The following is a 14,443-nucleotide window of genomic DNA, read 5'->3' as shown; positions in this document are numbered from 1 at the left end:
ATGTTATTCAATTATTTATTCGACCCGTTAACGTTATCTTTGGAACTGATACACGCTGCCTAACTTTAATATTTGTGTGAGTTCATCTAACGCGGTGCGTGATTCAATAATTAATTGTGGGTCGGCTAGATCGCTTACAGTGAGTTGGTCACGATAATGTCTATCAACCCAGGCATTTAAGCGGGTAAATAAACCGTCATTCATCAATGTGTTTTGATTAACTGCAGCGACTTCTTGTTCGTTCATCGCGACTCGTAAACGTAAACAGGCTGGACCACCACCGTTTTGCATACTTTGCTTAACATCATAATAGCGCACTTGTTTGATCGGCGTGCCTAAGGTAACAAGTTCATTTAAGTAAGCAAATACAGCAGGGTTTTCCTGGCAATTTGTTGGCGCAATAATGGCCATTTCACCTGAAGGTAGGGTGATGATTTGGGTATTAAATAAGTAACTACGAACGGCATTATCAATGGATACTTGCTCTGTGGTGACTTTGACAAAATGCATATCAGAGTTCATTTTACGGCGAATTTCATCGAACTTTGCTTCGGTATTTAAAAACGCTTGTTCGTGGTAGAACAACACATTTTTGTTACCCACTGAAATAACGTCATTGTGGAATACACCTTGATCAATCACATCTGGATTTTGCTGCATAAACACGCAGCTTTCATCTTCAAGTTGGTGCAACCGCGCTACTGCTTGAGATGCTTCCAAAGTTTGGCGAGCTGGATATTTTGTTGGTTTAGGGGCGTTAGGGTTAGTTGCTGTTTGACCATAGACAAATAATTCAACGCCAGCATGACCATATTCAGAACATAGTCGAGTATGATTAGCTGCTCCTTCATCACCAAAGCTTGCGTGTTCTGGCAAATGTTGATGATGCTTAAAATAGCGGTCGTTATTAAATGTCGCCTGCAAAATATTGCCGGTAGTGACAGGTTCAATACTGCGGTGTAATTTATCAACTAAATTAGCTGGGGTGAAGTGAACTTTACCGTCACAGGTGTCTGCACTGGGTGACACTGTAGCCGCGTTAGCTGTCCACATACTTGATGCACTGCAACAAGCATTAAGTAGCGCAGGAGCCTGCTGAGCAGCTTTTTGTAAAACTTCAGCGTCAGACCCAGAAAAACCAATTCGACGCAATGTGTATAGGTCTGGGCGCTCCTGTGGGGCTAATACCCCTTGCACCATCCCCAAATCTGCTAATGACTTGGCTTTTTGCAAACCTTGTTTCGCTGCCGCTTTAGGATTTGATGTCTGGGCCGCATTACTAAATGAGGCCACATTACCAAATGATAATCCGGCATAGTTATGGGTTGGTCCAACCAAGCCATCAAAGTTCGCTTCAAAATGCTTCATTCGTGATCCTTGAGAATTTTAGTGAATAATTATTATTGTAGTTACACTCATTTGTGTTACTTATAAAAAAGGAACGTGATTGTTCATGTCAGTTAACGCTAATTTAACCCCAGTATACTGAAGCTATAAGGGTTAACAAGGTGTGGTTAATTTGTACAAATGTGTATAAATGACTAAAAATGCACTGAAGGTGCTCGCAAGTATCATTAAGTGAAAAATTACGTTTAAAAAACGCATATTATTTTTTACATTTTTTATTTTTGATTCAATTCTGATTAAAAAATGACTTACTAGCCATGTAAAAGAGGGATTAACTTGAAACTATTGTCTCAACCCTCTATATATGGAATCAATTTTCTTTTTTTCGAGACTTTTTGGCGCAAATAAAACTATGGGTAAATCGCTAGTTATTGTCGAATCGCCGGCCAAAGCCAAGACAATTAATAAATATCTTGGTAAAGACTTCATTGTGAAGTCGAGTGTAGGTCATATTCGTGACTTACCAACTTCGTCTACTTCTGACGGTACAACTGTGACTAAAACCGCAGCAGAAGTTAAGAAATTATCTCCTGAAGAAAAAGCTGAATACAAGCTGATCAGAGACAAACAAGCGCTTGTAGCGCGAATGGGTGTTAACCCAGATAAAGACTGGGCGGCTAAGTATCAAATTCTGCCTGGTAAAGAAAAAGTTGTTAAAGAATTAAAAGCGTTAGCAGAAACTGCTGACCAAATATATCTCGCAACGGATTTGGACCGTGAAGGGGAAGCCATTGCCTGGCATTTACAGGAAATTATTGGTGGTGATCCTTCACGGTATCAGCGAGTTGTGTTCAACGAAATTACTAAAACAGCGATTCAAGATGCGTTTAGTAAACCGTCGGTACTTGATACCAATATGGTTAATGCCCAGCAAGCTCGTCGCTTTTTAGACCGTGTTGTTGGCTTTATGGTATCACCATTATTATGGAAAAAAGTCGCTCGAGGTTTATCTGCTGGGCGTGTTCAGTCGGTTGCAGTGCGCTTAGTTGTAGAGCGTGAAAGTGAAATTAAAGCGTTTGTTCCAGAAGAGTTTTGGGATATCCATGCTGAGTTAAATACACCTACCGCCGCTAGCTTGAAAATGCAGGTGATGAAGTATCAATCTGCTGCATTTGAACCGATTAATGAAGCGCAAGCTAAAGTCGCTGTCGATGCGTTGCGTGATGCAGCATATGTTGTTACTGCGCGTGAAGATAAAGCAACCTCAAGCAAACCTTCGGCACCTTATATTACGTCGACATTGCAGCAAGCTGCCAGTACTCGTCTTAGTTTTGGTGTTAAGAAAACCATGATGATGGCGCAGCGTTTGTACGAAGCTGGCCATATTACGTATATGCGTACCGATTCAACCAATTTGAGTAAAGAAGCGGTTGAAAACTTACGTGAAATGATTGGTGCCGAGTTCGGTGACAAGTATTTACCGGCAGAACCTATTCGTTATGGTAGCAAAGAGGGCGCTCAAGAGGCGCATGAAGCTATTAGACCGTCGAACGTGGCTGTGCAGTCCGCTTCGTTAACCGATATGGAAAGAGACGCTCAGCGCTTGTATGAGCTTATCTGGCGTCAATTTGTGTCATGTCAAATGACACCTGCTCAATATGATGCAACACGTTTAACGGTAACCGCGGGTGATTACGAATTAAAAGCCAGTGGCCGTACCTTACGTTTTGATGGTTGGACTCGTGTTCAGCCACAAGTGAGTAAGAAAAACGAAGAAGATAAGACGCTACCAGTCGTTGCAAAAGGTGACAAGTTAGTGCTTGAAACCTTATCTCCTAAGCAACACTTTACCAAGCCTGCACCGCGTTACAGTGAAGCGTCTTTGGTTAAAGAGCTTGAGAAGCGTGGTATTGGTCGTCCTTCAACGTATGCGACGATTATTTCAACCATTCAGGATCGTGGTTACGTTAAAGTTGATAACCGCCGTTTCTTTGCTGAAAAAATGGGTGAGATTGTCAGCGAACGCTTAGTCGGCAGTTTTAAAGAATTAATGAGCTACGACTTTACCGCCAGCATGGAGCAAACATTAGATGATGTTGCTCAAGGTAAGCTGGACTGGAAAAAAGTATTAGACGGTTTTTATGGCGACTTTACCAAGCAGTTATTGTTGGCCGAGTTAGATCCTGATGAAGGTGGTATGCGCCCTAATGAGATGGTATTAACAGACGACATTAAGTGTCCAACCTGTGGCCGTCCAATGGGTATTCGTACTGGTTCAACAGGGGTGTTCTTAGGTTGTTCTGGTTATGCGTTGCCGCCTAAAGAACGTTGTAAGACCACGCTAAACTTAACCCCAGGTGAAGAAGCGGTTAGCGACAATGAAGATGGCGAAACAGAAGCGTTACGTGCTAAACATCGATGTGGTAAGTGTGGTACCGCGATGGACAGTTATCTCATTGACGAAACACGTAAATTACATGTTTGTGGTAATAACCCGTCATGTGATGGTTACGAAGTTGAAGCCGGACAATTTAAGATTAAAGGCTATGAAGGTCCAATTATTGAGTGCGATCGTTGCGGCAATAATATGGAACTTAAAAACGGTCGATTTGGTAAGTATTTTGGTTGCACCAATAGCGAGTGTAAAAACACCCGTAAGTTGCTGAGAAGCGGTGAAGCGGCGCCACCAAAAGAAGATCCTATCTTTCTACCTGAATTAAAATGTACTAAATCGGATGCTCACTTTGTGCTTCGTGATGGTGCTGCTGGTATATTTTTAGCCGCCAGTACTTTCCCTAAATCGCGTGAAACACGTGCGCCGTTAGTGGAAGAGTTAGTGCAGTATCGCGATTTGTTATGGCCTAAATATGCGTATCTTGCCGATGCGCCAGTCGAAGATGATGAAGGCAATAAAGCCTCGGTTAAATTTAGTCGTAAAACCAAAGAGCAGTATGTTGCTACTGAAGTTGACGGCAAAGCTACCGGTTGGTCTTCTAAGTTTATCGGCGGTAAATGGGTTAGTGAATCAACTAAGAAAAAAGCTAAGAAATAATTTTTAGTATTGATTGATACATAACGCTCTTTATAAACGCTACCCAATTGGGTAGCGTTTTTGTTTGTGCCATAAATGACTTAATTATTTTTTGTATCATGAACCGCATAGGGACATGCTTTTGCAAACAGACAAACAGACAAACAGACAATCAAACAAAAAATCTAAGACATCAGACACAAAAAAAGCACCGATAAATATCAGTGCTTTTTTAGTGGTCATTTATTGTAAATTCACAACGATATTACACTGAAGTGCCTGACGTTATTTTTTCTCACTATTCTGTGCTGCTTGAATCGCCGTTAACGCAATGGTGTAGACAATATCATCGACTAATGCGCCGCGTGATAAATCGTTAACCGGTTTACGCATCCCTTGAAGCATTGGCCCGATGCTGATTAAATCAGCACTACGCTGTACCGCCTTGTATGTGGTGTTACCCGTGTTTAAATCTGGGAACACAAATACGGTTGCTTTACCTGCGACAGGGCTGTCAGGTGCTTTAGAGAGCGCTACGTTAGGCATGACGGCTGCATCGTATTGCAATGGACCATCGATAATCAAGTCCGGACGTTTTTCTTTAGCGATTCGTGTGGCTTCACGTACTTTATCCACATCTGAACCGGTGCCAGAAGTCCCCGTTGAGTAACTGATCATCGCAACGCGAGGCTCAATACCAAAGGCTTTAGCTGATTCAGCTGACTGAATCGCAATATCGGCTAGCTGTTCAGGACTTGGATCTGGGTTAATCGCGCAATCACCATACACTAATACTTGATCTGGCATCAGCATGAAGAAAATCGATGACACTAAGCTAGAACCCGGTGCCGTTTTGATCAACTGCAATGGTGGGCGAATAGTGTGTGCCGTAGTATGAATAGCACCAGACACAATTCCATCAACTTCATCTTGTGCCAGCATCATGGTACCAAGCACCATGTTATCTTCCAGTTGTTCACGGGCAACAACTTCTGTTAATCCTTTGCTGCGACGTAATTCGAGCATAGGCTCAACGTACTTTTCACGCACAGTTTCTGGCTCAATGATTTCGATGCCTTCACCTAAAATAACATCTTGTTGCGATGCAACGCGTAAGATCTCTTCGCGGTTACCGATTAACACGCAACGAGCAATACCCCGTTCTGCACAGATTGATGCAGCCTTAACGGTTCTAGGCTCTTCACCTTCAGGAAGCACGATAGTTTTACGGGCTGCACGGGCTAGTTCAGTTAACTTGTAACGGAATGCCGGAGGAGATAGACGGTGTTCACGTGGAGAATCCTGGGTAACACTTTCAATCCAGGTTTGGTCGATATGGCTGGCCACGTATTCTTGCACTTTTTCAACGCGCACCGCATCATCCACAGGCACTTCATGATCAAAACGTTGAATATTGAGCGAGGTCTGCCATGTATTGGAATCAATTAAAAATACTGGCAAGCCTGTTTCAAAAGCTTGTTCACATAACTTCATGATTTCTGGTTCTGGCGGGTAGCCCCCAGTAAGCAACAACGCGCCAATTTTAACGCCGTTCATGGCTGCTAAACATGCAGACACGATCACGTCGGAGCGATCGCCAGAAGTCACTAACAATGAATTTGTTTTGATGTGAGTAACCATGTTAGGCAGGCTACGGGCACAAAATGTTACACGGCGCATACGACGAGTATGCATTTCACCGGCATTAATGATTTTGGCATTTAAGTGCTTAGCTAAATCAGATGCGCGCGGGGCAATTAGCTCTAAATTGTATGGCACACTGCCTAATATACGCAGCGGACTTTTACCCGGAAGTTGGAACATTCCCGAGCTATCAACCGCGTTCATATTTTTATCATCAAATACTTCAGATAAATCAGGACGAGTGCGACCTTCGTTGTCAACGGGAGCACCAATTTTATTGATGATAGCGCCAATTAAACGTTTGTTTTTCTGTCCACCCCAAGAGTTAAAGGCGATTTCTAATCGATTCATTAATCCATTAGGCGTATCGTTTCCAGGGGTTGCGATGAAAATAACATCGGCGTCTAATGCTTTGGCAATTTCATAGTTAATGTCATCAGCAAATGGATGGCTACGTGTTGGTACTAAGCCTTCAACCACTAGGATTTCAGTATTACTGGCGCATTCTGCTGCGCGGGCAATAATCTGTTCTAGTAGGACATCAGTTTGCTCTGAACGGATTAACGCTTCAGCATGGACCATTGAATAAGGTTCCAACGGATTAACAGTTGGAGACGTGCTTAAAATAGTGGTTGAACGTTCTGGACCAGTATCACCGGATCGAATTTGCGCAATAGGTTTAAAAAATTGCACTTTAACGCCTTTGCGTTCAAGTGCACGAACCATACCTAAGCTTAGTGATGTTAATCCCACTCCAATACCGATTGGAATAAGCATAATATTACGAGACATGACGACCTCTTGTGTGCGTATTGTTCATGTTAATTAACCGAATATAAGACCGAATAAGCTGCTTATTTAGCGGTGATCAGCTTAATAGCATCTTCGGCAATAACCCACTCTTCATTTGTTGGTATGACCATAGCAATAGGGCTACCTACTTGAGTAATGATGCCTTGTTGGCCAAAACGAGCCGCTTTATTCAAATTATCATCGACTTTGAAGTTAAATATTGCCAATAAATTAAGGACTTTCTCGCGAATAAGGTCTGAGTTTTCGCCAATACCGCCAGTAAATATAATGGCGTCTAAACGCCCTAATGGCACAGTGTAAGAGGCGATATATTTGGCTAAACGATAGCAGAAGATATCTAAGGCTAGTGTGGCACCTTTGTGACCGTCTTGATAACCTTCTTCAATCCCACGACAGTCGTTGGTGAGTTCTGAAATACCCAATAAACCACTTTGCTTATTCAGTAGGTTATTGACTTCATCAAGGGTATAGCCAAGTTGTTTAACTAAATGGAAAATAATTGATGGGTCTAAATCGCCGCAACGTGTACCCATAACTAAACCTTCAAGCGGAGTTAAGCCCATTGACGTGTCGACACTTTTGCCACCTTTAATGGCCGTTACCGATGCACCATTACCTAAATGTGCACAAATAATATTGGTGTCTTTAGTCTCTTTGCCTAATACTTTGGCTGCTTCACGACAAATATAGATGTTGCTAGTACCATGCATGCCATAACGGCGAATACTATGTTCACGATACAATTTGTAGGGTAGGGCATAAATATATGCCTTTTCGGGCATGGTTTGATGAAATGCGGTGTCAAATACTGCAACTTGTGGCAAATCTGGGAATGAAGCGAGCGCGGCACGAATACCAATTAAATGCGCAGGATTATGCAGAGGCGCTAATGACGCACAATCTTCAATACCCTGAATGACATCCGGTGTAACAATAACCGAGCGAGTAAACTTTTCACCACCATGGACGATACGATGACCAACGGCTTTAATTTGTGCCGCAAGTTCTGGATGGTCTGCCAAAATGTTATTAACGATGAATTCTACCGCTTCGCGATGCGCAGTAAAGGCACCTAATTTGGCTTCATTCTTGCTGCCATCAGATTTCCACTTAATGCGTGAATCTTCTAAACCAAAACATTCAGCTAATCCAGAAACTTTATCATCGCCTGATTGAGCATCAATGATGGCAAATTTTAATGATGAGCTACCGCAGTTGAGCACGAGTACTAATTTGTCTGACATGTTAACGCCTTTTAAGTCAATGAAACTAAATAAAATAGTAAAATTCCATTTTGATTAAGGTTTATGATTATTCATTCATAAACGCCACACTTCGGTGTTCTTACCGTGATTTACGACTGAAATTTAAATCAGTATAGGCGTAAATTCTCCAGTGCATTTTGGGCATGACACTGTATTATGTTATCGTTATACTCATGTCCCAAGCTGTAAAGGTAGCCGTATATTGAACATGAATTTGGTTAAATTACTTGGCGATGGTCAACGTTATATGAAGACCTGGCCAATGGTTAGGCAACTTGGGTTTTATTTCCCTGAGTACCGTGTCGTCAAAGCGACTCAATTAGCGATTATTGCAATGCCTGTGTTGGCATTAGTCGTTGCGGCTAGTCAGCTGTATATATTTGGCTGGGATTATTTACCGCAAGCATTAACGATGTTGCTCTTTTTTATCAGCTTGCCACTACAAGGCTTATTATGGTTAGGTTGGCGAGCGAGCCATCCGTTACCGTTATCATTATTTGATTGGGGCAACCAACTCAGCTCAGCATTGACTGAGATGGGTATTTATTGCCAACCTTTAGGCGCAAAAGCCTGCTATTCTGATATGGCCACCATTTTGAAACTGGCTTTTGAACGTTTAGATCAAAGTTACTGGGACGAATTATAATTCATCTTATGTATAAGCCGATGCTAATTTACATCTGTTTATTGTTATTGTGACTAAAATGTAGCGTTAATACCTCGGTCAACAAACACCTGCTGAATTCTCTGCATAATTTCTGTACTTGGCGGTGAAATATCTGCCAAAGTATACGTTTCGCCAAAAGCTTGCCATTTATGTTCCCCTAACGGGTGATAAGGCAATAATTCAACTTTTTCAACATTGCTCATCGGTTTAATGAACTCAGCTAATGCGATGGCTGATTCGACATCTTCAGTAAATCCAGCGACAACCACATAACGGATCCAGGTTTTAATATTTCGTTTGGTAAGATATTGCGCAAACTGTAGTGTTCGATGGTTACTGACTTTAGTCAGTTCGATGTGTTTGGCATCGTCCATTTGTTTGATATCAAGTAACACTAAGTCGGTATTGTCGAGCAACTCATCTATTACGGGTTCGTATTTACGCACAAAGCCGTTGGTGTCTAAGCAAGTGTGTATACCCTGACTTTTGCAGGCTTTAAACAGTTCGCTGACAAATTGAGCTTGTAAAATTGCTTCACCACCACTGGCTGTAATGCCACCACCGCTGGCGTCTAAAAAGGGTTGATATGAAATGACTTGGCTCATTATTTCATCAACAGAAACTTCCTTACCGCCATCTAGATCCCATGTATCACGATTATGACAATATTGGCAGCGCATAAGGCAACCTTGCATAAAAGCGATGTAGCGAATTCCTGGACCGTCAACGGTTCCGAATGATTCCACTGAATGTATGCGACCTAACGTCATTGTTGTTCCTTAAAATGGGTATAAAAAAGGCTGTATCGATAAGATGTTACACATCGATACAGCCAATTTTAGCAGAGACTACATACTTTTAGTAAATGTACGAGTAATCACGTCTTGCTGCTGCTCAGGGGTGAGCGCATTAAAGCGAACGGCATAACCCGATACACGAATAGTTAATTGTGGATATTTATCCGGATTAACAATCGCATCTTCTAACATTTCACGGTTCATCACGTTAACGTTTAAGTGTTGACCACCTTCACGGTTAGGCTTGCTTAGGAAGTAGCCATCCATCAATGACGCTAAGTTAGTACGACGACCCGTATCATCTTTACCTAATGCATTTGGCACGATAGAGAAAGTATAAGAAACACCATCTTGTGCGTGGGCAAAAGGCAGTTTAGCCACTGATGTTAATGAAGCAATTGCACCATTTTCATCACGACCATGCATCGGGTTGGCACCAGGCGCAAACGGAGCGCCTGAACGACGACCGTCAGGAGTGTTACCGGTTTTCTTACCATAAACCACGTTTGAAGTGATGGTTAAGATTGATTGTGTTGGAATGGCATTACGGTACATTTTTTTAGTGCGAATTTTCGCCATAAAACGTTCAACTAAATCGCAAGCAATGTCATCGACACGAGCATCATTGTTACCAAATTTTGGATAGTCACCTTGAATGTCAAAATCAACCGCAATACCATTTTCATCGCGAATAGGCTTAACTTGAGCAAACTTAATCGCTGACAATGAATCGGCAGCAATTGACAAACCTGCAATACCACACGCCATTGTACGGCGCACATCGCGGTCATGTAATGCCATTAACGCAGACTCGTAAGAGTATTTGTCATGCATAAAGTGAATCGCGTTAAGCGCAGACACATACTGCGTTGCAAGCCAGTCCATTAAGCCATCAAGACGTGACATAACATCATCAAAATCAAGTACATCAGCAGTGATTGGGTCCGCTTTTGGTGCAATTTGGGTTTTAAGCTTTTCGTCAACACCACCGTTAATGGCATATAACATGGTTTTGGCTAAGTTAGCGCGAGCACCGAAGAACTGCATATGCTTACCCAAAATCATTGGGCTAACACAACAAGCAATGGCGTAATCGTCTGACTCAAAGTCTGGGCGCATTAAGTCATCGTTTTCGTATTGAATTGAGCTAGTGTCAATTGATACTTTGGCACAGTAACTTTTAAAACCTTGTGGCAATCTTGTAGACCATAACACGGTAATGTTTGGCTCTGGGCTTGGGCCCATGTTGTACAAGGTATGCAAGAAACGGAAGCTTGATTTAGTCACCAATGTGCGACCATCAAGACCCATACCTGCGATAGATTCAGTTGCCCAGATTGGATCGCCTGAGAATAGTTCATCGTATTCAGGTGTACGCAGGAAACGAACCATACGTAGTTTCATCACGAAATGGTCAACCATTTCTTGTGCTTGCTGTTCAGTAAGAACACCATTTTTAATGTCACGTTCAATATAAGCATCAATGAACGTTGAGGTACGACCCAGTGACATTGCTGCGCCATTTTGGCTTTTTACTGCAGCAAGGTAACCAAAGTAAGTCCATTGAATGGCTTCTTTAGCATTTTTGGCGGGTACAGAAATATCACAACCGTATTTAGCTGCCATCACTTTCATTTGGCCTAAAGCACGATGTTGCTCAGAAATCTCTTCACGTAATTGGATCACACTTGATAAGTCTTCACCAGCTTCAAATTGCGCTTGCAGTGAGCTGAATTGGGCAAACTTATCTTTCATTAGGTAATCGATACCGTACAAAGCAATACGGCGGTAGTCACCAATAATACGACCACGACCATAGGCATCAGGTAAACCTGTTAATATACCTGATTTACGGCAAGCCATAATTTCTGGGGTATAAACATCAAACACGCCTTGGTTATGGGTTTTGCGTAACTCAGAGTAAACGTAATTCACATCGCTGTTAAGTTCACGGCCATAAGCTTTACATGAACCTTCAACCATACGAATACCACCATTGGGCAGCATGGCACGCTTTAATGGCGCTTCAGTTTGTAAACCAACGATAGTTTCAAGGTCTTTATTGATATAGCCAGCATCATGAGAGGTAATGGTTGAAACCATTTCAGTGTCGAAATCGACTGGAGCATGAGTTTGGTTCTCTTGCTTGATGCCTTCCATTACTTTGTCCCACAAAGTTAATGTTGCATCTGTTGCACCTGCTAAGAATGATTCATCACCCTCATATGGTGTGTAATTTTGTTGGATAAAGTCACGTACGTTAACTTCAGTTTTCCAATCGCCAGCTACGAAACCTTCCCACGCGTTGGCAAATAGTTCGGTTTTATCTGTCATTTACTTAACCCTCTGGTTGATTTTCTACGGATGTCATCACAATTAACACAAAGTGCTGGTATCCGTTGAGTGTTTACATTCTGTCGTCTAGGTAGATTCGCTAGACTGAGCCGTTTACATCTTCTGCGACATTGATGGCAGAAATGTTCCGCCTGGCTTGTGTAATGACGCTAATCGATATTGTTTCTGTTAATGAACCAATTGGTAAGACCAATTATCCATGGGTTAATAATAGCACAGCATAATGACGATATCGGCAGCTTTCGCTAACGGATTATCAAAAGTGTTAACTGGCTAACATATCTGTTTATAACTTGGAGTAGCCCGCGGCAATTTTTGGCAAATAAAAAGCGAAACCATTGCCGATCTCGCTTTTATATTGATGGTATTACCGAACATGACTAGATTATAGCAACGCTGGAATCCCTTCGATCATGCCTACTGCTAACATCGCCGCCAAACAAATCACAAAGGCTAGGCTTGGGATAACGATACGGTCTGCAAATGACAAGGTTTTAGGACGCTCTTTATCACCAATTAAGCCATTATTATCAAGTAACATGGTTAACGCCCAAGCTAATACTGGGTTGGCAACAAATGCAGCGAAAATACAGATACCTGCGGCTTGGCTACTCGTCGTGTCTTTAACCATCTGTAAACCTGCCTCTAATAACGGCAGGAATACGCCAACTAAAAGCGCAATCGACATAACAGGGCGCCACACCGTGATATCCATAGGATAACCAATGATAGCCACAATAATACACAAGCTACCGAGTAGGATAGCGCCAGCTGGAATAGGGCGTTTGGCAATAGCCGCTGGGATCATGTAAGTTCCCCACGATGAGGTAATATTACCGCCACCGACTGCAGTACCAACGATCTGTCTTACTGAGCAAGTTGTCATCGTGTCATCAACATCCATCAGTACTTTTTCAGCGCCTTTTGGATAATTTAATTCTTGGAAAATACGATGACCAAGAAAGTCTGGTGACCACATGGCAACAGCCAGAATTGCGAATGGTAATGATGCAATAAAATGAGCTGCATTTGGTAAGCCTAACTGCCAACCATGTTCAGTTGAACCCCACCAATAAACTGGATTGAGATTTGGGATGCCTGGAGCGGTAGTAAATTGTAAATCTAAGCCTGCGCCTAGGCCAAATGCCAGAGCAACTGCTGCAATAGAACACAATGGAATCGCTAACCAGCGTTTACCGTATTTGGCTAATGCTGCATAAATAATGACATTGATTAACAAGATGGTAAATGCAACATAACCGAGTGAATAGTCAAGACTGTGCTTGGCTTGCAGTCCTCCTGCCCAGTCAAATAACGAACCTATCTGACTTTTAGCTCCCATAAATCCTAAGAACACCAATAAACCGCCGGCCACACCGCTACTGGTGAGGTTAACCAGTTTCGAGCCCCCTTTGAAATAACTTAAAATCAAGCCAAATATACCAATGAGGATTGCTAACGCTAATGGATGAGCACCAGCGAGCGCGATGGTACCAATTAACGGGATCATTGGTCCATGGTTGCCGCCAAGGTTTGCTCTTGGATTAATAAAACCAGAGCTAATAATACAGAAGAGTAAAGCTGGGATGAGCATTTCTACACGGACAATCTGGATAGCAAATTCTGCCCCAAGATTGACGTGATCCCATTTTTCACTTAAACCTGCAGCCCAAGCTGCCATTACTGCAGAATACATAACAGTAATACCAATGGTTCCTGCAATGGCTGGGACTAAGTCTTCCCATTCAAAACGAAAATCACGTCCAGGAAGGTTGAGTCCCCAACGTTTGGGCTTCATTATCTTGAGTTCATTTTCTAGATAGGCATCGCGAGTGTCAAACTCGCTAGCAGGACGGTGAAGCTCGCTGTAGCTTGCTTCTTGAGCTTGTGTATCTGAATTACTGACTGTGTCTGACATAATTTCTCATTCTCCGAAAAGAACAGGTTAATCCATCAAATGATGAAGTTTGAGTGTGTTCCTTTGAAGTGATGGCTATGTCCGTAAGAGCAGCTTGCCGGTGAGCCGCAATGGCTCTTATCACTTTGCTCAGCTGCGATGCCTTTATTAGGGAAGCATTACAGTGATGTCCTTATTACGATCTTTTTTGGTAAGACCAATTTACCTTGTGGATTTTAGCATAGCGTTGAGATTGCATCACTTGGTATCAAGAAAGTTGATGTTTTGTTTACTAGAAGTGAGAGCTGGATAACAAGTTAACAGCAAAATTAGATCAGTAAATTTGCCTAATAACTCACCTCGTAAGCAATACTCATTTCAGAATATTGTGTCACATCAATATAATTGATACTGGGTATAATTATTATTCAATTATATTTAAGACTTGTCGACGGGATTATTAAGAATTATAGAGAAATGACCGCTGCAGTAGCTACCATGGTGGTTACAAAATAAATTGGTCGAGTGCTGGCTGAAGGAAAGTAAGATTGGCTTTGGTGGTTGATAATATCAGTACTTGATAAACATGAAATTGATAAACATGAAATTGATAAACATGAAATTGAT

General features: G+C 42.1%; 8 protein-coding genes. 2 read left to right on the top strand and 6 right to left on the bottom strand.

Going from position 1 to position 14,443, the window contains the following annotated elements; translation table 11 throughout:
* Positions 1–33: 33 nt before the first annotated feature.
* Complete coding sequence (gene astB / locus H5125_RS18075; RefSeq protein WP_162022778.1) at positions 34–1,368, bottom strand: N-succinylarginine dihydrolase; 1,335 nt, start codon at positions 1,366–1,368, stop codon at positions 34–36.
* A gap of 391 nt (positions 1,369–1,759) precedes the next feature.
* On the opposite strand from astB, the gene topA reads away from it, so the two are divergent.
* A complete protein-coding gene (topA, locus tag H5125_RS18070; protein WP_182744935.1) occupies positions 1,760–4,399 on the top strand; it encodes a type I DNA topoisomerase in 2,640 nt (879 codons plus the stop codon).
* Between the two features lie 264 nt (positions 4,400–4,663).
* Here the strand turns inward: topA and pta are convergent, their stop codons facing one another.
* Both pta and ackA read right to left on the bottom strand, forming a co-directional pair.
* Complete coding sequence (gene pta / locus H5125_RS18065; RefSeq protein WP_101088038.1) at positions 4,664–6,814, bottom strand: phosphate acetyltransferase; 2,151 nt, start codon at positions 6,812–6,814, stop codon at positions 4,664–4,666.
* Positions 6,815–6,876: 62 nt separating this feature from the next.
* The gene (gene ackA / locus H5125_RS18060; protein ID WP_101088040.1) at positions 6,877–8,079 is read right to left on the bottom strand and encodes an acetate kinase; all 1,203 of its coding nucleotides are present in this window, start codon (positions 8,077–8,079) and stop codon (positions 6,877–6,879) included.
* A 229-nt stretch (positions 8,080–8,308) separates the two neighbouring features.
* Here ackA and yfbV point away from each other — a divergent pair, with 229 nt between their 5' ends.
* Positions 8,309–8,746: a terminus macrodomain insulation protein YfbV gene (gene yfbV, locus H5125_RS18055; protein WP_162024315.1), complete on the top strand. Its 438-nt coding sequence runs from the start codon at positions 8,309–8,311 to the stop codon at positions 8,744–8,746.
* A gap of 53 nt (positions 8,747–8,799) precedes the next feature.
* On the opposite strand, the gene pflA is transcribed toward yfbV, so the two are convergent.
* From pflA to H5125_RS18040, 3 genes are all read right to left on the bottom strand, one after another.
* Positions 8,800–9,537, bottom strand: a complete 738-nt coding sequence (gene pflA, locus H5125_RS18050) for a pyruvate formate lyase 1-activating protein (protein ID WP_101088044.1) — start codon at positions 9,535–9,537, stop codon at positions 8,800–8,802.
* Positions 9,538–9,615: 78 nt separating this feature from the next.
* Positions 9,616–11,898 (bottom strand): formate C-acetyltransferase, encoded by a 2,283-nt coding sequence (pflB, locus tag H5125_RS18045; protein WP_182744934.1) that lies wholly within the window; start codon positions 11,896–11,898, stop codon positions 9,616–9,618.
* A gap of 406 nt (positions 11,899–12,304) precedes the next feature.
* On the bottom strand, positions 12,305–13,837 hold the full coding sequence (locus H5125_RS18040; protein WP_101088047.1) for a DUF3360 family protein: 1,533 nt from the start codon (positions 13,835–13,837) through the stop codon (positions 12,305–12,307).
* Between the last annotated feature and the right edge of the window lie 606 nt (positions 13,838–14,443).

Origin of the sequence: Shewanella sp. SR44-4 (genome assembly GCF_014163715.1) — a bacterium.
GTDB lineage: Bacteria > Pseudomonadota > Gammaproteobacteria > Enterobacterales > Shewanellaceae > Shewanella.
Note: the sequence above shows the minus strand (reverse complement) of the source record. Positions and strands in the feature narration are given on the sequence as shown.